Below are 18655 nucleotides of genomic sequence, written 5' to 3'. Positions count from 1 at the left end.
GGACGTTGTGAAAACTGTTGTGGGACAAACGAATCATGTCGTCGTCGTGGGGGCCGGTCTGGCTGGGCTCGGCGCCGCGCTGCATCTGCGGGGTGCCGGGCTCGAGGTGACAGTGCTCGAGCGCGCCGATCACCCCGGCGGCCGGGTGGGCCGCTACCGCTTCGCCGACTACGAGATCGACAGCGGTGCAACGGTTCTCACGCTGCCCGAAACCATCGACAACGCCCTCGCGGCGGTCGGGCAGACCCGGGAGGACGTCGGGTTGCGTATCCATCGCCTGACTCCGGCCTATCACGCGCGCTTCGCCGACGGCAGCGACATCCGGGTCTTCGACGACGCCGAGCAGATGGCGGCCGAGGTGACCCGCGCGTGCGGGCCCCGCGAGGCACGCGGGTACCGGCGTCTGCGCGACTGGCTCGGCCGGATGTACGAGGCCGAGTTCGACGAATTCATGAACGCCGATTTCGATTCGCCCCTCGACATGGTCCGCACACCGGCCGCCCGGTCGGCACTGGCCCGGGTGGTGCGCCTCGGCGGGCTCGGCAAACTCGGGCCGCGGGTGCGTTCGTACCTCCGCGACGAGCGCCTCACCAGGCTTTTCACCTTCCAGGCGCTCTACGCGGGAACGGCGCCTGACCAAGCCCTCGCCGTCTACGGCGCCATCCCGAACATGGACACCTGTCTCGGGGTGTACTTCCCCGAGGGCGGAATGCGGGCCATCACCACTGCGCTGGCCGAGGCCTTCACCACCGCGGGCGGGCGCCTCGAGCTCGGCACCGAGGTCACCGGCATCGAGTACGCGACCGCCAAGGGCACCGCGTCACCGGGTGCCCGCCACGCCGAGGCCGTCCGCACCGTCGACGGGCGGAGCTTCGCCTGCGACGCGGTGGTCATCACCGCCGACCTCGGCTCGATCCGCCGCTTCGGGCTGCGCAACCGGCGTGGACTGCGGGCCTCGCCGTCGGCCGTCGTCGCGCACGGCACCGTGCCCGCCGAGGTCGCCGCACGGTGGCCGGTGCAGGCCCATCACACGATCGAATTCGGGGCCGCCTGGGAACAGACCTTCCGCGAGATCGCCGCGGGCAAGGGCCGGGGCAAACTGATGAGCGACCCGTCGCTGCTGCTCACGCGGCCCGCGCTCAGCGACCCGGGCCAGTTCGTCGACCGTACCGACGGCCGCTGGGAGCCGCTGTCGCTGCTCGCGCCGTGCCCCAACCTGACCTCGGCACCGCTGGACTGGGACCGCATCGGCCCGGCCTACCTGCGGGAACTGCTCGCGACGCTCGAGCAGCGCGGTTACACCGGTATCGGTGAGTACTTCCGCGTCGATCACCTCGACACACCGGCGACCTGGGCGGCCCAGGGCATGATCGCGGGCACACCGTTCTCGGTGGCACACCTTTTCCGGCAGACCGGACCGCTGCGTCCACGCAACCTGCCAAGGGGCGTAGACAATGTCGTTCTCGCAGGTTGCGGCACTACTCCGGGGGTCGGGGTGCCCACCACGCTGCTGTCGGGCGAACTCGCGGCGGCGCGAATCACCGGCAGCCGGGCGCACACCGGTAGCGACCACCGGGTTAGTGTTCGGAACTGAAGCCGTAAACTGACGGCCGACTTATCAGCTCGCGGTTGCGACCGCCGACCATCCGGGGGGACCGACCGAAGATGCCGCCCCCCGAGACGACCGTAGGCCCCATGGACACCACGCGCACCCTCGAACCGCAGCGCCATCTGCCCGCCGGGACCGATCCCGGCGTCCGGTCGCGGCTGCGCACTGTCGGCGATTTCGCCCGGAGCCCCGAAGGCCACGCGGCCTTCATGGGATTCTTCGGCGCCATCATGATCACCTTCGGCGGTTTCGGCGCGGGCGCCGTCCGCAAACGCGATCCACTGCTCGAGGCGCTGCACCTGTCGTGGCTGCGATTCGGCCACGGCTACGCCCTCTCGATGATCGTCATCTGGGCCGGTGTGCTGCTGATGATCACCGCATGGGTGCGCCTGGGCCGCACGCTCATCGGCAACGGTGAGCCGAAGGTCACGCTCAACGAGCTGCGGGTGATCGTCGGAATCTGGATCACCCCACTGCTTTTCGCGGCCCCGATGTTCAGTCGCGACGCCTACTCCTATCTCGCCCAGGGTGCACTCCTGCGCGACGGTTTCGACCCCTACCAGGTGGGTCCCGTCGCCAATCCCGGTGTGCTGCTGGACAATGTGAGCCCCGTGTGGACCACGACCACCGCGCCGTACGGGCCGGTGTTCCTGCTGATGGGCCGCGCGATCACCACGCTCACCGGTGACAATGTGATCGCCGGAACCATCGCGCTGCGCTTCGTCATGCTGCCCGGCCTGGCGCTGATGGTGTGGGCGGTGCCCTATCTGACCAAGCACCTCGGCGGAAAACCGACCGTGGCGCTGTGGCTGGCGGTACTCAATCCGCTGGTGCTCGTGCACCTCATCGGCGGTGTGCACAACGAGATGCTGATGGTCGGGCTGATGTGCGCGGGTATCGCCCTCGTGCTCGAACGTCATCATGTGGCGGGCATCGTCGTGGTCGCCATCGGCGTAGCGATCAAGGCGACGGCAGGCGTGGCGTTGCCGTTCCTGGTGTGGATCTGGATCCTGCACGAGAAGGAGCGGCGGGCGGCCGAACGCCGGGCCCGCGCCGACTCCGACGCCGGTCTCGCCGAGGAACTGAAGCATCCCGACGCGGCCCGGCCGTCGGCCGATATGCCGCATCCACTGCTCGTGTTCACCAAGATCGCCGGCATCGGCATCGGCGTGTTCGCCCTGGTCTTCGGTGCGGCATCGGTGATCGCCGGGGTCGGCTTCGGCTGGGTGACCGCGCTGCAGGGCTCGAACAAGATCATCAACTGGCTGTCGCTGCCGACCATCCTCGCGCACATGGTCACCTGGGTGACGCCGTGGTCGCTGGATTCGGTCCTGTCCATCACCCGCGAACTGTGCAAGGTCGCGCTGGTGGTCCTGCTCGTGGCGACCTGGTGGCGGTTCCGCCACAGCGAGCGTGAGGCCGTGATGGGCATCATCGTCGCGTTCGTGGCGATCGTGCTGCTCTCCCCCGCCGCCCTGCCCTGGTACTACTCGTGGCCGCTCGCACTGGCCGCCGGTTTCGCGCTGTCGACGGTGACCCTGCAGTGGCTGGTCGGCATCTGCACCTGGCTGATGCTGGTGTTCCAGCCGGATGGCTCGATCGGCCTCTACAACTTCTGGCACGTGGCGCTGGCGACGTTCGCCGCCGTGGTGGCCGCGGTGTCGCTGCGCCATGTCGACCCGCTGCACCTGCGTTCGGCCAGTTCCCGCGCGATAGCCAAGGAACACGCACCGCCCGTCGCGGCATGAGTGTGCCCACCGCGCTGGACGACGCCTACGCGACCTGTCGCCGCATCGCCGCCGAGCACGGACGCACGTATTACCTGGCCACGGCCCTGCTGAGCCCGGAGCGGCGCCGGGCCGTGCACGCGCTGTACGCGTTCGCGCGGATGGTGGACGACATCGTCGACCACGCCGACGACCCCGCGTGGATCCTGGACCCGGCCGACCGGACTCCGGCGAGGCCGCGAACCCTCCCGTCGAGCCTCGCCCCAGGCGTACACGATCCTGATCGCCGCCTCGCCCCTGTCAGCGGTGGCATCTCCCCCGCTCAGCACCTCGATCTGGTCGAGAAGCAGCTCCGGCTGGCCATCGAGCAGGGCGACATCGACACCGCCGACCTGCGGCGCCGCCAGATCATCACCGCGACGGCCGACACCATCGCCCGCTACGACATCGCGCACGACCACATCTGGACGTTCCTCGATGCCATGCGCATGGACGTCCCCGGTACGACCGTTCACCGCAGGCGCTACGCGAGCATGGCCGAGTTGGGCGAGTACATGCGTGGGTCGGCCGCCGCCATCGGTCTGCAGTTGCTGCCGGTGCTCGGCACCGTGGTTCCGGTGGCGGAGGCCGAACCCGCTGCCGCCGCGTTGGGCGAGGCGTTCCAGGTCACCAATTTCCTGCGTGATGTGGCCGAAGACCTCGATCGCGACCGTATCTACCTGCCCGCCGACGAACTGGCCGCCTTCGGCGTCGACGAGACGCGACTGCGTGCCTGCCGGGCCACCGGGCGCACGGATCCGCCGACGCGCCGCGCTCTGGCGCACCTGATCGCCGTCAACCGCGACATCTACCGCCGCGCGGTCCCCGGCATCGACCTGCTGACCCCCCGGGTGCGTCCGGCCATCCGGACCGCCGCCATCCTCTACGCCGAGATCCTCGATCAGATCGAAGCGGCCGATTTCCAGGTCTTCGCCACCCGCGCGACCGTCCCGAGCCGCCGCCGAATCATGGTCGCCGCCAAGGGTTTCACCACCACACGCCGCCACTCGGTCGCGGCATTCCGCTCGACCTGAAAACCCTGCAGGACAAACTGGTCCGGCACGGTGCGTCCCCCCGGGCACGCGCTCCGCTCGGTGCGCTGCTCAGCGGCGCGCGCACCGTCGGCGGCAAGTCCTCAGAAGGGTTCGGCGGCGGCGCGGCGGACGACTTCGCGGGCCAGCGGGCCGTGCAGGGCGTCGACCGGGCGGCCGGGCAGGGAGTCGTCTTCGGTGTAGATCCAGCGCAGGATGTCCTCGTCGCTGTACTTGCCGTCGCGCATCACCGTGATCAGGCCGGGCAGCATGCGGACGATCTCGTCGTTGTCGTCGAAGAAGCGGGACGGAATGCCCGCGACACCGCCCCGGCGCACCGCGAGGAGCTGGCGATCGCGCAGCATCTGGTGCACCGCGGTCACCGGGACGCCGAGTATGTCGGCGGCCTCGGGCAGGGAGACGAGGGTTTCGGTGTCGGGCAGCACGTCGTCGCTGCAGGGGAAGGCACTCACCCGCACAACGGTAGTACGTGACGCGGCGCATCCATCGGCGGGCATGCCCTCGCACCCGGTTACGATCGTGGGGGCCGCACCACCGTGGCCAGTTTGTCGTACGCCGGAGGAACCTGTGATCGGCCAGATGCTGGAAGGGCGCTATCGCATCGACGCGCCGATCGCGCGCGGCGGAATGTCGATGGTGTTCCGCGGAACCGACACCCGGCTCGACCGTCCCGTCGCCATCAAGGTGATGGACCCCAAGTTCGCGAGCGACCCCCAGTTCCTGAGCCGCTTCGAGTTCGAGGCGCGCGCGGTGGCCAAACTCAAGCACCCATCGCTCGTCGCGGTCTACGACCAGGGCGTCGACGGCGAATACCCCTTCCTCATCATGGAATTGGTCGAGGGCGGCACCCTTCGCGAGCTGCTGCGCGAACGCGGCCCGATGCCACCGCACGCCGTGCGGGCCGTCGCCGAACCGGTGCTGCGCGCCATCGGCACCGCGCACGACGCGGGTCTGGTGCACCGCGACATCAAGCCGGAGAACGTGCTGATCTCCGACGCGGGCGAGGTGAAGATCGCCGACTTCGGCCTGGTCCGCGCCGTGGCCGCCGCCAACACCACCTCCGCCAGCGTGATCCTCGGCACCGCCGCCTACCTGTCGCCGGAGCAGGTCACCACCGGCACCGCCGACGCGCGCTCGGACGTGTACTCCTTCGGCATCCTGATCTTCGAACTGCTCACCGGCCGCGTGCCGTTCACCGGCGACAATTCGCTGTCGGTGGCGTATCAGCGCGTGGAGAACGACGTACCGGCGCCGAGTCAGTTCATCGACGGTGTGCCCGCCGAATTCGACGCCCTCGTCGCCGAGGCCACCTCCCGCGACCCCGCGAAGCGCTTCGCCGACGCCAACCAGATGGCGGCCAATCTGCAAGCCGTCGCGATGACCTTGAGCCTGCCGCCGTATCGCGTTCCGGCACCCCGTGATTCGGCCGAGCATCTCAGCGAGGCCTTTCGCGCACCCGTGGCCGCGGCGAATCCCGTTGCGGCCCCGCATGAACCCGCACCGCCGCGTCCGGTCGCCCAGCCACAGCACACCCGCGTGGTCACCGCGCAACGGCCGCGACTCGACGAGCACGCCAATCCGCCCGCCCCCGTGCACAATCCGTTCGTCCCGGCGGAGACCCATACCCGCCGCACCGGCCTGGTGTGGGTGGGTATCGTCACCGCGTTGACGCTGCTGGTCGGCATCGGCGGCTGGTGGCTCGGCGTCGGCCGCTACACGGCGGTGCCGCCGATCGCCGGCATGGACAGCGAGCGGGCCGTTGCCGTGCTGGAACAGGCCGGATTCGAGACGGTACTGCGGCAGAAGGCATCCGACACGATCCCCGTGGGCGGCGTGGTCGGCACCGACCCGTCGGCGGGCTCACGGGTCACCAAGAGCTCCACCATCGCCGTGCTGATCTCCAACGGCAAACCGCGCGTCCCCGAGGACATCAAGGCCGGCGACCAGATCAGCGCCGTGAACGCCGCCATCCGCGATATGGGCCTGCAACCCATCGACAGCGGCGAAGCGGCCAGCACCGCCCCGAAGGGCTCACTGGCCAGGGTCGAGCCTGCCCCCGGCACCGTGCTGCCGATGGGCGCGCAGGTGAAGGTGTACCGCAGCAAGGGCTCCCAGCCCGTGAACGTGCCCGATGTGCGCGGCAAGACCACCGAGGAAGCCACCCAGGCACTCACCAAGGCCGGACTCACCGTCCGCGAGGTGAAGGTGCAGTTCGACAAGAGCATCGAGGGCGACAAGGCCATCGGCACCGACCCCGCCGTCGGCACCACCCTGCAGTCCGGCGACAGCGTCACCTTGCTCGTCTCCAACGCGATCAAGGTCCCCAACGTAATGGGTCAGAACGTCGGCAACGCCCGCGCCAAACTGCAACAACTAGGCCTCCGGGTAGAGGTCAAATCCCTCACCGACTCCGACAGCTCCCTGGTCATCGGCCAGGTCCCCGGCATCAACACGAACGTGGAGGCGGGCAGCGTCGTATCGCTCACCGCCCTACCTTGAAGAGATCGCGCCCCGGACAAGCCCGACAAGGACGACGACAAGGAAAAGCCCGGCCGCGGCAACCGCTGACCGCCCCAAGATCCACCTGAGTCCGCGATGACCGCACCCCCAGCCACACGACACCACTCGAGTCCGGCACCTACCGCACCCCCAGCCACACAGCACGACCCGAGTGCGCCACCTACCGCACCCCCCAGCCACACAGCACGACCCGAGTGCACCACCTACCGCAACCCCAGGCCACACAGCACCACTCGAGTGCACCACCTACCGCACCCCCAGGCCACACAGCACCACTCGAGTGCACCACCTACCGCACCCCCAGCCACACAGCACCACTCGAGTGCACCACCTACCGCACCCCCAGCCACACAGCACCACTCGAGTCCGCCATGACCGCATTCCCAGCCCCGCACGACCCGACCTCGAGGAGGGTCCGCCGCGAAGCGGCGAAGCGGCCCGGCCGCGAGTTAGCCGCCGTTGCGCATGCGCGAAGCGCGAGCAACGGTGGCTAACTCGCGGCCCTCCAGGGGCCGCGCTCGAGCGCGCCAGCGCTCCAATAAACACAGCCCAATACCGTTTGGGCGCAAAACCCCTAAATCTTCACCGCAGCATCTCCGCCACCAGGAACGACAACTCCAGCGACTGCTGAGTATTGAGCCGAGGATCGCACGCAGTCTCGTACCGTCCACCGAGATCCAGATCGGAGATGTCCTGCGCACCACCGAGGCATTCGGTGACGTTCTCACCGGTCAGCTCGATATGCATGCCGCCAGGATGCGTGCCGAGCGCATGGTGGACCTCGAAGAACCCCTGCACCTCGTCAACGATCCGGTCGAAGTGACGGGTCTTGAACCCGGTGGACGACTCGTGGGTGTTGCCGTGCATCGGGTCGCACTGCCAGATCACCTGGTGGCCGGTGGCCTGCACCTTCTCGATGATCGGCGGCAACACGTCGCGCACCTTGCCGTTGCCCATGCGCGCCACCAGGGTGAGCCGGCCGGGTTCGTTGTTCGGGTCGAGCCGCTCGACGTATTCCACCGCCTGGTCGGGGGTGGTGGTCGGGCCGATCTTCAGGCCGATGGGGTTGGCAAGCAACTCGGCGAAAGCGATGTGGGCACCGTCGAGCTGACGGGTGCGCTCACCGATCCACAGGAAGTGCGCCGACAGGTCGTAGAGCAGCGGTTCACCCGTCTCGCTCTCGCTGAGGCGAAGCATCGCGCGCTCGTAGTCGAGCACGAGCGCCTCGTGCGAGGCGTAGATGCGCGCGGTCTTGAGGCTCGGGTCGTTGACCTGACACGCCGCCATGAATCGCAAACCCTTGTCGATCTCCTCGGCGAGGGTCTCGTAGCGTGCACCGGCGGGCGACTGCGCGACGAAGTCACGGTTCCAGTCGTGCAGGCGGTGCAGGTCGGCGGTGCCGGCGCTGGTGAGGGCGCGGACCAGGTTCATCGCGGCGCTCGCGTTGGCGTAGGCGCGGACCAGGCGTGACGGGTCGTGGCGGCGCAGCTGTTCGTCGGCGACCAGGGAGTTGACCATGTCGCCGCGGTAGGACTTCAGGCCGAGCGCGTCGATGTCGGCCGAGCGCGGCTTGGCGTACTGACCGGCGATGCGGGCCACCTTCACCACCGGCATGCTCGCGCCGTAGGTGAGCACGACAGCCATCTGCAGCAGGGTGCGGATATTGCCCCTGATGTGGGGTTCGGTGTTGTCGGCGAAGGTTTCCGCGCAGTCACCGCCCTGCATCAGGAAGGCCTCGCCGCGCGCCACCTGCGCCAGCTGCGCCTTGAGGTCCTCGACCTCGGCGGGCAGGCAGATCGGCGGCACGCTCTCGAGCACGGTGCGCATCGTGGTGGCCTCGTCGGCGTCCCAGGACGGCTGCTGCAGGGCGGGGCGAGCCAGAGCGGCGTCCAGTCGCCTGCGCAGATCGTCAGGCAGCGGCGGCAGTTCCGGCAGGCGGTCAATCGGTACGTCGACGGTCCAGGTCACCAGATCAGAATACGGACTCACCGAAGCCGGCGAATATCCGGCGTACCTGCGACGGGCCGACCGGACCCCAGCGGCTACCCCTGCGCACTGCGCGCGAAGTGCCCGCATAGGGTTTCACTCAATTCATCGTGGGTCCGCCCGCCTCGTCGCGCCGGACGGGACGGGCGCCCACCGGCACGAAGAGGCGATCTCCCTGCGATATTTCTACGATTCGGAATTCGTCGAGGACGGCGTCACGATCGACCTGATCTCGATCGGTGTCGTCTGCGAGGACGGACGCGAGTACTACGCCGTCTCCACCGAATTCGACGCCGGACGGGCCGGGCCGTGGGTGCGCCGCAATGTGCTGCCGAAGCTGCCACCGGCCGGTTCGCCGCTGTATCGCAGCCGCGCCCAGATCCGCGACGACCTGTTCAAGTTCTTCCTGCCCCGGCCCGGTGTGTATCCGGAGCTGTGGGCCTGGGTCGGCGCCTACGACCATGTGGCGCTGTGCCAGCTGTGGGGTGACATGACCGCGCTGCCCAAGAACATGCCCCGCTATACCAACGAACTGCGTCAGCACTGGGTGGCCCACGGCAGCCCCGAACTGCCGCCCATCCCCGACGACGCGCACGACGCCCTGGCCGACGCCCGTCACAACCTGGCCAAGTTCGAGGCCATCGAATCCCACCGCCGCACACCGCGCCTCTGAGATACGACGAAGGCCCCGAGTCGAAACCGACTCGGGGCCTTCGTTGTTCGCGGGATCAGTGACCGCTGTGGTCACCGTTGCCGGTGCGAGCCTGGTGCTCGGCGAGGGCGCCGAGCATCTTGTGCTCCTCGGCCTCATCGATCTCGGCCCAGGCCTGGCCCTCGGCGCGCGGGTCGGGGCGAAGGAAGCTGCCCGTACCCGGCTTGCCCGCCGAACCGAGGCGGTTCATCTTCTTGGGCACCGGGGCGCCCTGGTACTCCAGCGGGATGGCGTGGCCGTGTGCGTCGACCCCACCCAGCGGCTGGTGCACCTCGATGTACTCACCGTGCGGCAGCCGCTTGATCACACCGGTCTCGATGCCGTGCTCGAGTACCGCGCGGTCGCTGCGCTGCAGGCCGATGCAGAACCGGTAGGTGATGAAGTACGCCAGCGGCGGCAGCAGCAGCAGGCCGATACGACCGATCCAGGTGGTCGCGTTCAGCGAGATGTCGAACTTCAGCGCGATGATGTCGTTGACGCACGACAGCGTGAGCACCACGTAGAACGCGATGGCCATCGCGCCGATCGCCGTGCGCACAGGCACGTCGCGCGGACGCTGCAGCAGGTTGTGATGCGCGGTGTGGTCGTTGGTGAGGCGCTTCTCGATCCACGGGTAGGCGATCAGCAGCGTGAACACCAGGCCCATGACCAGCGCGACCCAGAACGCCGCCGGGATCGTGTACCGGCCGAGGTAGAGCTCCCAGGCAGGCATCAGACGCGCCATACCGTCGGTCCACATCATGTAGAAGTCGGGCTGCGAACCCGCCGACACCTGCGACGGGTTGTACGGACCGAGGTTCCACACCGGGTTGATCTGCAGGACACCGCCCATGATGCCGACGATGCCGAGGGTGAAGGCGAAGAACGCGCCCTGGTCGGCGGCGAACACCGGGACGATGCGGGCACCGACCACGTTCGTCTCCGTGCGGGCCGGGCCGGGGAACTGGGTGTGCTTCTGGTACCAGACCAGCGCCACGTGGGCACCGATCAGCGCCAGGATGATGCCGGGCAGCAGCAGCACGTGCGCGATGTAGAGGCGCGGGATGATGATGTCGCCGGGGAAGTCGCCGCCGAACATCAGCCAGTGCAGCCAGGTACCGACCACCGGGACACCGATGGTGATGCCGGAGAACGCGGCGCGAAGACCGGTGCCCGAGAGGAGGTCGTCGGGCAGCGAGTAGCCGAAGAAGCCTTCGAACATCGCCAGGATCAGCAGCAGCGAGCCGATCACCCAGTTCGCCTCACGCGGCTTGCGGAACGCGCCGGTGAAGAAGATGCGGAACAGGTGGATGATGATCGACGCCGCGAACAGCAGCGCTGCCCAGTGGTGGATCTGGCGGACGAACAGACCACCGCGCACCTCGAAGGAGATGTTCAGCGTCGTCTCGTAGGCCCGCGACATGCCGACACCGCGCAGCGGCTGGTAGGCACCGTCGTACACGACGTGCGCCATCGACGGGTCGAAGTACAGCGTCAGGTAGATACCCGACAGCAGCAGGATGATGAACGCGTAGAGCGCGATCTCACCCAGCAGGAACGACCAGTGGGTCGGGAAGACCTTGTTGATCGACCGCTTCACGAACGCGGCGGCGCGATACCGCTCGTCCATCTCGTTGGCCTGGTTAGCGGCCATATCTCCAGCACTCATGAACGACGCTCCCAGAAGGCCGGGCCGAGCGGCTCGATGAAGTCGCCCGCGGCGACCAGGAAGCCCTCGGAGTTGACGGTGATCGGCAGCTGAGGCAGCGCGCGGGCGGCCGGACCGAAGACCGGCTTACCCCACTCGGTCGCCGAGAACTGCGACTGGTGGCACGGGCACAGGATCCGGTTGGTCTGCTGCTCGAACAGCGAGGTCGGGCAGCCGAGGTGGGTGCAGATCTTCGAGTAGGCGAAGTAGTCGCCGTAGTTGAAGCTCTCCTGGCCCTTGCGCTTGATCGCCTTCTCGGCGTCCTCGGTGCGCAGCCGGATCAGCATCACGGAGTTACGGATGCCGCGCAGCGACTGCAGCGTCGCGTGGGAATCCCCGCGCCACTTCTCTTTCCACGGGAAGACGGTTTCCATCGCACCGGCGTCGAGATCCTCCGGGCGCACCAGGACGATGTCGTCGGGGCGGCCGGTGTCGCGGCGGATGTAGATGGTCTCGCCCGGGTAGTCCGGGGTCCAGCCCGACACCCACAGCGGCGACTTGTCCTTCTTCGCCCACGGGTTCTTGATCATGCCGCCGATGAACACCATCGCGGCACCGAGGCCGAGCACACCGACACCGGCACCGGCGGTGCCGAGCATCATCTTGCGGCGACCGAGGGTGGAGGTCTCGAGCGCGTCCTGCAGCTCGGCGGCCAGGGTACGGCGCTCGACCTCGTCGGACGGGCCGTCGTGGCGCTGCTGGATCGAGATCTCGGCGGGGATGAACCGCTTGCGGATCAGCACCACGGCGATACCGATGACCAGCACCGAGATGCCGAAGGTCAGTCCGATGAGCGGGGTGAACAGTGAGTAGGCCTCGTGGCCCTCGTCGCCCTTGCCCTTCCACTCCCACGGCCAGAACAGGAAGACACCGATCAGCGCGGCGGCCGCGAGACCGGAGATGGCGAACCAGAACGTGACGGCACGCTCGGCACGCTTCTCGGCCCGGGTGCCTGGCACCGGCCAGCGCTCGCTGCGGTACACGACCTCGACGTCGTCTCGCGCGGTACCGAGTTCGACGAGCTCGTCACGCGACATCGCGTCCAGTTCGTCTTCGGTGGGTTCGCGACCCATGTCGCTTCGCTCCTGTCCACTCATGACTGTGTCCTATCCGACGCGCCGAGCGCGACCTGCCCGATCACGTGCGGGAACCGATCCACATGGCCGCACCGACGGTGGCGGTGATGCCGATGACCCAGATGGCAAGACCTTCGGTCGCCGGACCGAAACCGCCGAGATCCCAGCCGCCGGGCGACTTCTCCTCGGCGGAATTCTTGACGTAGGCGACGATGTCGCGCTTCTCTTCCGGCGTCAGCTGCCGGTCGGAGAACTTGGGCATGTTCTGCGGGCCGGTGAGCATCGCGTCGTAGATCTGCTGCTCGTTGGCCGGCTCGAGCGGCGGAGCGAACTTACCGCCCGACAGCGCGCCACCACGACCGGTGAAGTTGTGGCAGGACGCGCAGTTCATACGGAACAGCTCCGAACCGCGACCGATGTCGTCGCCGCGCAGCGATTCCTGGGCGATCTCACCGTTGGCGTCACGGATCACCGAGGGGCCACCGCCGTTGGCGGCGACGTAGGCGCCGAGCGCGTCGGTCTGATGCGCGTCGAACTTCTCCGGCTTGCGCATGGCCTGGGCCTCGTTGCGCACCATCGGCATACGGCCGGAGGAAACCTGGAAGTAGACCGCGGCCTCACCGACACCGATCAGGCTCGGACCGCGATCGGGCACACCCTGCAGGTTCGCACCGTGGCAGGTGATGCACGAGGTCTCGTAGAGCTGCTTGCCCTCACGGATCAGCGCGGACTGGTCCTCGTTCGCGGTGGCGATCTGCGGCTCGGGGGTGAGCGCGCTCGCCAGGAAGCCGGCTCCGACGAGGCCGACCATCAGCGCGAGCGCACCCGCGATACGACGGCGGGCACGACGCTGCTTGCGCGTCTTGGCAGCCTGACCGGCGCCTGCGGGCTCGGGGGCCGACGGGGGAGATGAACTCATCTGTAGTCCCTTTGGAGTAGACGGAACCGACTTGTGCAAAAGCTTGTGTGCCCGCGGGCTAGCTGACGAAGTAGATCGTGGCGAACAGCCCGATCCAGACGATGTCGACGAAATGCCAGTAGTAGGACACCACGATGGCGGCGGTGGCCTGAGCGGGGGTGAACTTGCTCAGCGTGGTGCGGATGAGCAGGAACACGAACGCGATCAGACCGCCGATCACGTGCAGACCGTGGAAGCCGGTGGTGATGTAGAAGACCGAGCCGTAGGAGCTGCCCGCGATGGTCGTGCCCTCGTGCGCCAGGTGGTAGTACTCGTACGCCTGACCGGCGACGAAGAAGGCACCCATCAGCAGGGTGATCGTGTACCAGCGGCGCAGGCCGAACACGTCGCCCTTCTCCGCGGCGAACACGCCCATCTGGCAGGTGAACGACGATGCGATCAGCACGGCCGTCACCGGAACAGCCAGCGCGAGGTTCAGCTCGGTGGGCTCCGGGGGCCAGTTGCCGTGCGCTTGCGCGCGCGCAACGAAGTACATGGCGAAGAGGCCGGCGAAGAACATCAGCTCGCTCGACAGCCAGATGATGGTTCCGACGCTGACCATGTTGGGCCGGTTCAGCGAATGCACACGCTGAGTAATGGCCGATCCTGGGGTGCCTACTGCGGTCGTCACGGGGTAAGTATGACTCTTCGTAGTACGACAGCTGTACCCGGGTACGAAAGTTTGTCGCGCGGACCGGAAAACCCACGTACAGAGGGGGTCCGAAGCAACCGTCGGCGTGTTGGCGACTCGTCGCGTGACAACCCATTGTGACAGCGTTGGATGTGGATAGGCTGAGACGAGGAGGCGACGATGGTCGTAGTGCGGATGTGGCGGCGGCTCTTCGGTGGGCAACCCGGTGGGCTCGATCCCACGCGCGAGGATCTGGTCGTCGTCGCGTCGAGTTTCGACGATGCCGAGGCGTCCTCGGTGGCGCTGGACCGGGCCGTCGATCTCGATCGCGGCGCGCAGGCGGTGTTGCGGCACCATCTGCGGCTGCCCGCCGATCGCATCGACGAGGCCTGTGAGATAGCCGGATACGACGGATACGAGCGCGCCGAGGCGGTGCGCGGGGTCTCCGACGATCTCGTGCCCGTGCTGCTGCAGCGGGTACAGCTGCTCGACCCGCTGACGATCTCGCAGGAACGCTCGCGGATGGCGGGCCTCGCGCAACGCCACGACGGGGTCGCCGACGGGTGGGACGCGCTGCAGCCGCCACGTCCGGCCGCCTAAACTTGCCGATCGAGCGCACAGTGGTTGCGCAAGCGCAACCACGTTGCGCCCGTCGTCGAAACGGAGATGCAGAGCAGATGAGCGTGCGCAGTTGGGCCCAGGTGCTCGGGACCCTCGCCGACGGGGGCGATCTGGCCGCCGACGACACCACCTGGGTGATCGACGAGATCTTCACCGACAACGCGACCGCCGCCCAGATCGCGGCCTTCGGCGTCGCCATGAAGATCAAGGGCCCCACGCCCAGCGAGCTGGCGGGCATGGTGTCGGGGATGCTCGGGCACGCGCGGCTGGTGCACGTCGACGGGGACGCGGTCGACATCGTCGGCACCGGCGGCGACCGATCGGGCTCGGTGAACATCTCGACGATGTCGTCGGTGGTCGTCGCCTCGGCGGGTGTGCCGGTGGTCAAGCACGGCAACCGGGCCGCTTCGTCGAAGGCCGGTGGCGCCGACGTGCTCGAGGCGCTCGGGGTGAAGCTGGCGCTCGGTCCGCAATCGGTGGCGCGGTCGGTGCGGGAGGCGGGCATCGGGTTCTGCTTCGCGCCGCTGTTCCATTCGGGGCTGCGTTTCGCCGGTGCGGCGCGCAAGGAGATCGGCATCCCGACCGTGTTCAACGTGCTCGGCCCGCTGACCAATCCGGCGCAGCCGCGCGCGGGGCTGATCGGGTGCGCGTTCGCTGATCTGGTGCCGGCGATCGCGGGCGTGTTCGCCCAGCGTGGGGCCAGTGCGCTGGTGGTGCGCGGGCGCGACGGGCTCGACGAGATCACCACCTCGGATCTGACCGATGTGTGGGTGGTCAGCGGTGGGCGCGTCAAGCAGACGGTGCTCGACCCGACCGCGCTCGGCATTCCCCGCGTCGATCTCGACGAGTTGCGTGGCGGCGATGCGGCCGAGAACGCGCGGATCGCGCGGGAGGTCTTCGCCGGGACGCCCGGCCCGGTGCGGGACGCGGTGCTGCTGAATTCGGCCGCGGCGATCGTCGCCTACGACCTGTCACGTGGCGTGGGCGATGTCGATCTCGACCTGGATGCCGCGCTCTCGGCAGCGATGGAACGCGCCGCTGCCGCGGTGGACAGCGGCGCGTCGGCGAAGCTGCTGCAGACCTGGGCCGAACTCACCCAGGTCCTCGACGACAACTGAAAGCCCTACTCTCCCAGCGAGAATCCGGCTTCCACGTCGGCACTGGAATACGACTTGAAGGCGATGTGGGTGGTGGTGCGTACCACCCCTTCGACCTTGTCGATGCCCTCGGTGACGACCTCGGCGATGCGCTCGTGATCGCGCACCCGCACGATCGCGATCAGGTCCACATCGCCTGCACAGGAGTACACCTCGGCGACTCCTGCGGTATCGGCGAGCGCCTGTGCGGTCTCGGGAATGCGAGAGTTCTCGGCCTGGATCAGCACGATCGCGGTAATCATGGGATCAGCCTAGAACTTCGGGCCGCTCGGTGGCCGCTTTGAACCGTCGCATGAGGTCGTAGCTCTTCACACCCGGTGCCGTTTCCAGCGAACTCGACACGTCGACGCCGTAGGGACGGTGGCGGGCGATGACGTCGGCGACATTGTCCGGGTCGAGGCCACCGGCCAGCACCACCCGTCCCGGCTGGGCGCGCACCCAGTCGGGGAACTCCTCGAAGACGCCGCTGCCCGCGCTGGCGTCGTAGAAGAAGTATTCGCTGGTCTGCTCGGGTGCGGGCGGGGTCGAGGAGCAGAAGGCCAGGTTCGGCAGGTCGGCCCAGCGGTAGAGCTGGATGATGTCGAAGGCGTCGGCGACCTCGGCGACTTCCGCGTGTTCCAGGGCGACCGCGAAGGTGGTGATGCGACCGCGCGCGTAGTCGGCGAGGGCACGAGCCTGGTCAGGCTTGCGGTACCGCTTGCTCTTGGGTGTGACCATGACACCGATCGCCGAATAGCCCAGCTCGACCGCCCAGTCGATCTGCTCCTCGGTGGTCAACCCACACACCTTCACGAACACCGCCACCAGTCCTTTCCACCGACAACACCACCAACCATGATCCAGGACGGGACCGGTGTGTCTCGGACAGGTCGGCCGAACACCACTGTTTACCCCAGCCCTCCCCTGCTGCGGGTTCCCCTCGACCCGGCGGGCGATCACCGCTCCGCCAGATACTGCTCCTGCTCGGACCGCACTTCCGCCGCCTCCCGGGCCAGCTGCGCCCAGGCGACCCAGCGGGCGGCGCCGTGCAGCGGTTCGCAGTACCCGTCGCTGGTCCGGACGATCCGGGCGCCCGGTTTGGCGAGCCAGCGCGCGATGACCCCGACCTCCTCCGGCGGCGCACCGAGGAGTGGGGGTACGTCGTCGGCGAACACGAGCGGCCGATCCGCGCTGTCCGCGGTCGGTGGTGCGTCGCCGAGGTCGGGCACGACTGTTTCCGCGGCCGCCACGATTTGATCGACGACCGCCATGGGTGGGGTGCCACGGCGGGCTACGCCTGCGGCGGCGAGGCGGCCGTGGCGGATGACGGAGAATTCCCAGCCGCCCGCACTGTCGGGAAGGGCGATGATCAGTTCGGCGAGGCGGGCCAAGGCAGCGAGTCGTTGCGTGCGAGCCAGCTTGGTGACCACAGCGGCGGTGCGGTCGCGCAGGCGGGCTGCTGCCTCGAAATGCTCTGCCGTGGAATAGGTTTCGATGCGTTCGAGCATGGCGCGCAGGAGCGTGTCGGAGCGACCCGTGAGCAGATCGCGAACCGAATGGGCGGCGGGTGCGTAGGCGTCGGCGTCCGAGCCGTCGGCGCTGGCGGCCGGGCATCCGCCGACGATCGCTGGTTGGCACAGGTGTTTCGCGGCGCGGGTGAGCCGGGTGGCACACGTGCGCAGACCCGCGAACTCGGCGATGGTCAGGCCGACGTCTACGGCGTCGGCGCGAGAGTTGAACGGGCCGAGAGCAATTCGGGTCGGCGTGCGAACGGCTACCAGGCGTGGGAAGGGTTCATCGGTGAGAGTGAGCCACCAGCCACGCTTGGGGAACTTCGAACGGCGGTTGTAAGGCGGGGCATGGGCGGCGAGCAGTCGCAGCTCGCGAACACCGGCTTCGAGTCCGTGCGCGCACACCACGTGGTCGACCCGTTGCGCCAGCGCGACCATCTCTTTCATGCGGCCACGCGTCTCCGAACCGGTGAAGTAGTTGCGCACGCGGCGGCGCAGATTCACCGCCGTCCCTATATAGAGGACTTCGTCGGACGGGCCGCGGAACAGATAAACACCCGGCGCGGCAGGGAGATCGTTGGCGAATGTCCTTTTGGCGCGCTGAGTTCCGGTGACACCGGGCAGGTAGTCGAGCAGTTCCGTCAGACTCTGCACACCCTGATTACCGACCCGGGCGATCAGCGCGTGCAACACATCGACGGTGGCGCGGGCATCGTCGAGAGCTCGGTGCGTCGGCGTGGTCGACGCACCGAGGATCTGTGCCAGCACCCCCAGCCGCGCCGACGGCGCCTCGTCGCGGGTGAGCACCCGACGCGCCAGCTTCACCGTGCACAACACCTGCGGGTTCGGCCACGGGATGTCCTGGCGCGCGGCAGCGGCTTTCAGAAAAGCCGTGTCGAACCTGGCATTGTGCGCCACCAGCACCGCCCCCGCCGCGAACTCGAGAAACCCCGGCAACACCGCCTCGATCCGCGGCGCGGCATACACCATGGCCGTGGTGATCCCGGTGATCTGCACGATCGCGGGCGGAATCTCGTACCCCGGATTCACCAGGGTCGCGAACTCCCCCAACACCTCTCCCCCACGCACCTTCACCGCCCCGATCTCGGTGATCGCATCACCGTCGGGGCTGGTCCCGGTGGTCTCCAAGTCGACGACGACGAAAGTGGTGGCATACAACGGCGTATCGAGCTCGTCGAAGGCCAGCTGCCGCGCGGCCGGGAGTACAGGGTCGGGCACGGACAGCAGAGTAAGGAAGGGGTCCGACAGGATTGTTGGAGCGCCTGCGGTCCCGACGCGGCGCGGCGATCCCTCCGCCTTGCCAGGAGGTTGCCTCGGTGAAGGGTGGCGGGTTCAGCGGGGCATGTGCTGTGGCCAGGTGGGGAGGGGT

Annotated in this window: 16 protein-coding genes; 7 read left to right on the top strand and 9 right to left on the bottom strand. The window is 68.2% G+C overall.

Features of this window, described 5'->3' with window-relative positions:
* The first annotated feature begins 7 nt into the window (after positions 1 to 7).
* The 3 genes from crtI (at position 8) to HYG95_RS17915 (ending at position 4409) form a co-directional block, all read left to right on the top strand.
* Complete coding sequence (gene crtI / locus HYG95_RS17925; RefSeq protein WP_181699201.1) at positions 8 to 1594, top strand: phytoene desaturase family protein; 1587 nt, start codon at positions 8 to 10, stop codon at positions 1592 to 1594.
* Positions 1595 to 1695: 101 nt separating this feature from the next.
* Positions 1696 to 3357 carry an alpha-(1->6)-mannopyranosyltransferase A gene (locus tag HYG95_RS17920; protein WP_181699199.1) on the top strand — a complete coding sequence of 554 codons (1662 nt, stop codon included), beginning with the start codon at positions 1696 to 1698 and terminating at the stop codon, positions 3355 to 3357.
* On the top strand, positions 3354 to 4409 hold the full coding sequence (locus HYG95_RS17915) for a phytoene/squalene synthase family protein (RefSeq protein WP_181699197.1): 1056 nt from the start codon (positions 3354 to 3356) through the stop codon (positions 4407 to 4409). The genes HYG95_RS17920 and HYG95_RS17915 overlap by 4 nt, the downstream gene beginning before the upstream one ends.
* Positions 4410 to 4510: 101 nt before the next feature.
* Here the strand turns inward: HYG95_RS17915 and HYG95_RS17910 are convergent, their stop codons facing one another.
* Positions 4511 to 4879, bottom strand: a complete 369-nt coding sequence (locus HYG95_RS17910; RefSeq protein WP_356986136.1) for an Rv2175c family DNA-binding protein — start codon at positions 4877 to 4879, stop codon at positions 4511 to 4513.
* A gap of 127 nt (positions 4880 to 5006) precedes the next feature.
* On the opposite strand from HYG95_RS17910, the gene pknB reads away from it, so the two are divergent.
* Complete coding sequence (gene pknB, locus HYG95_RS17905; RefSeq protein ID WP_181699285.1) at positions 5007 to 6926, top strand: Stk1 family PASTA domain-containing Ser/Thr kinase; 1920 nt, start codon at positions 5007 to 5009, stop codon at positions 6924 to 6926.
* A 603-nt stretch (positions 6927 to 7529) separates the two neighbouring features.
* On the opposite strand, the gene HYG95_RS17900 is transcribed toward pknB, so the two are convergent.
* A complete protein-coding gene (locus HYG95_RS17900) occupies positions 7530 to 8915 on the bottom strand; it encodes a class II 3-deoxy-7-phosphoheptulonate synthase (protein ID WP_067497414.1) in 1386 nt (461 codons plus the stop codon).
* A 193-nt stretch (positions 8916 to 9108) separates the two neighbouring features.
* Between HYG95_RS17900 and HYG95_RS17895 the strand changes: the two genes are divergently transcribed.
* Positions 9109 to 9606: a polyadenylate-specific 3'-exoribonuclease AS gene (locus HYG95_RS17895; RefSeq protein ID WP_181699283.1), complete on the top strand. Its 498-nt coding sequence runs from the start codon at positions 9109 to 9111 to the stop codon at positions 9604 to 9606.
* 55 nt (positions 9607 to 9661) lie between these two features.
* Here the strand turns inward: HYG95_RS17895 and HYG95_RS17890 are convergent, their stop codons facing one another.
* From HYG95_RS17890 to HYG95_RS17875, 4 genes are read right to left on the bottom strand one after another with little or no spacing between them, the layout of a single operon-like run.
* Positions 9662 to 11293, bottom strand: coding sequence for a cytochrome bc complex cytochrome b subunit (locus HYG95_RS17890; protein WP_305082201.1), 1632 nt, complete (start codon positions 11291 to 11293; stop codon positions 9662 to 9664).
* Positions 11290 to 12429, bottom strand: coding sequence for a ubiquinol-cytochrome c reductase iron-sulfur subunit (locus HYG95_RS17885; protein WP_181699193.1), 1140 nt, complete (start codon positions 12427 to 12429; stop codon positions 11290 to 11292). Before HYG95_RS17885 ends, HYG95_RS17890 begins: the two co-directional genes overlap by 4 nt.
* Before the next feature lie 40 nt (positions 12430 to 12469).
* Positions 12470 to 13327, bottom strand: a complete 858-nt coding sequence (locus HYG95_RS17880) for a c-type cytochrome (RefSeq protein WP_084476949.1) — start codon at positions 13325 to 13327, stop codon at positions 12470 to 12472.
* 58 nt (positions 13328 to 13385) lie between these two features.
* Positions 13386 to 13997, bottom strand: coding sequence for a heme-copper oxidase subunit III (locus HYG95_RS17875; protein WP_067497399.1), 612 nt, complete (start codon positions 13995 to 13997; stop codon positions 13386 to 13388).
* A 180-nt stretch (positions 13998 to 14177) separates the two neighbouring features.
* Here HYG95_RS17875 and HYG95_RS17870 point away from each other — a divergent pair, with 180 nt between their 5' ends.
* Both HYG95_RS17870 and trpD read left to right on the top strand, forming a co-directional pair.
* Positions 14178 to 14597, top strand: coding sequence for a hypothetical protein (locus HYG95_RS17870; protein ID WP_181699190.1), 420 nt, complete (start codon positions 14178 to 14180; stop codon positions 14595 to 14597).
* Positions 14598 to 14674: 77 nt separating this feature from the next.
* A complete protein-coding gene (trpD, locus tag HYG95_RS17865; RefSeq protein ID WP_181699188.1) occupies positions 14675 to 15736 on the top strand; it encodes an anthranilate phosphoribosyltransferase in 1062 nt (353 codons plus the stop codon).
* A 5-nt stretch (positions 15737 to 15741) separates the two neighbouring features.
* On the opposite strand, the gene HYG95_RS17860 is transcribed toward trpD, so the two are convergent.
* From HYG95_RS17860 to HYG95_RS17850, 3 genes are all read right to left on the bottom strand, one after another.
* Entirely contained in the window at positions 15742 to 16017 is a 276-nt protein-coding gene (locus HYG95_RS17860) for an Lrp/AsnC family transcriptional regulator (protein WP_181699185.1), read from the bottom strand.
* A gap of 4 nt (positions 16018 to 16021) precedes the next feature.
* A complete protein-coding gene (locus tag HYG95_RS17855) occupies positions 16022 to 16552 on the bottom strand; it encodes a hypothetical protein (protein WP_181699183.1) in 531 nt (176 codons plus the stop codon).
* A gap of 158 nt (positions 16553 to 16710) precedes the next feature.
* Positions 16711 to 18510 (bottom strand): DEDD exonuclease domain-containing protein, encoded by a 1800-nt coding sequence (locus HYG95_RS17850; RefSeq protein WP_220139556.1) that lies wholly within the window; start codon positions 18508 to 18510, stop codon positions 16711 to 16713.
* Between the last annotated feature and the right edge of the window lie 145 nt (positions 18511 to 18655).

Origin of the sequence: Nocardia sp. GTS18 (assembly GCF_013839555.1) — a bacterium.
Classification (GTDB): Bacteria; Actinomycetota; Actinomycetes; order Mycobacteriales; family Mycobacteriaceae; genus Nocardia; species Nocardia rosealba.
Note: the sequence above shows the minus strand (reverse complement) of the source record. Positions and strands in the feature narration are given on the sequence as shown.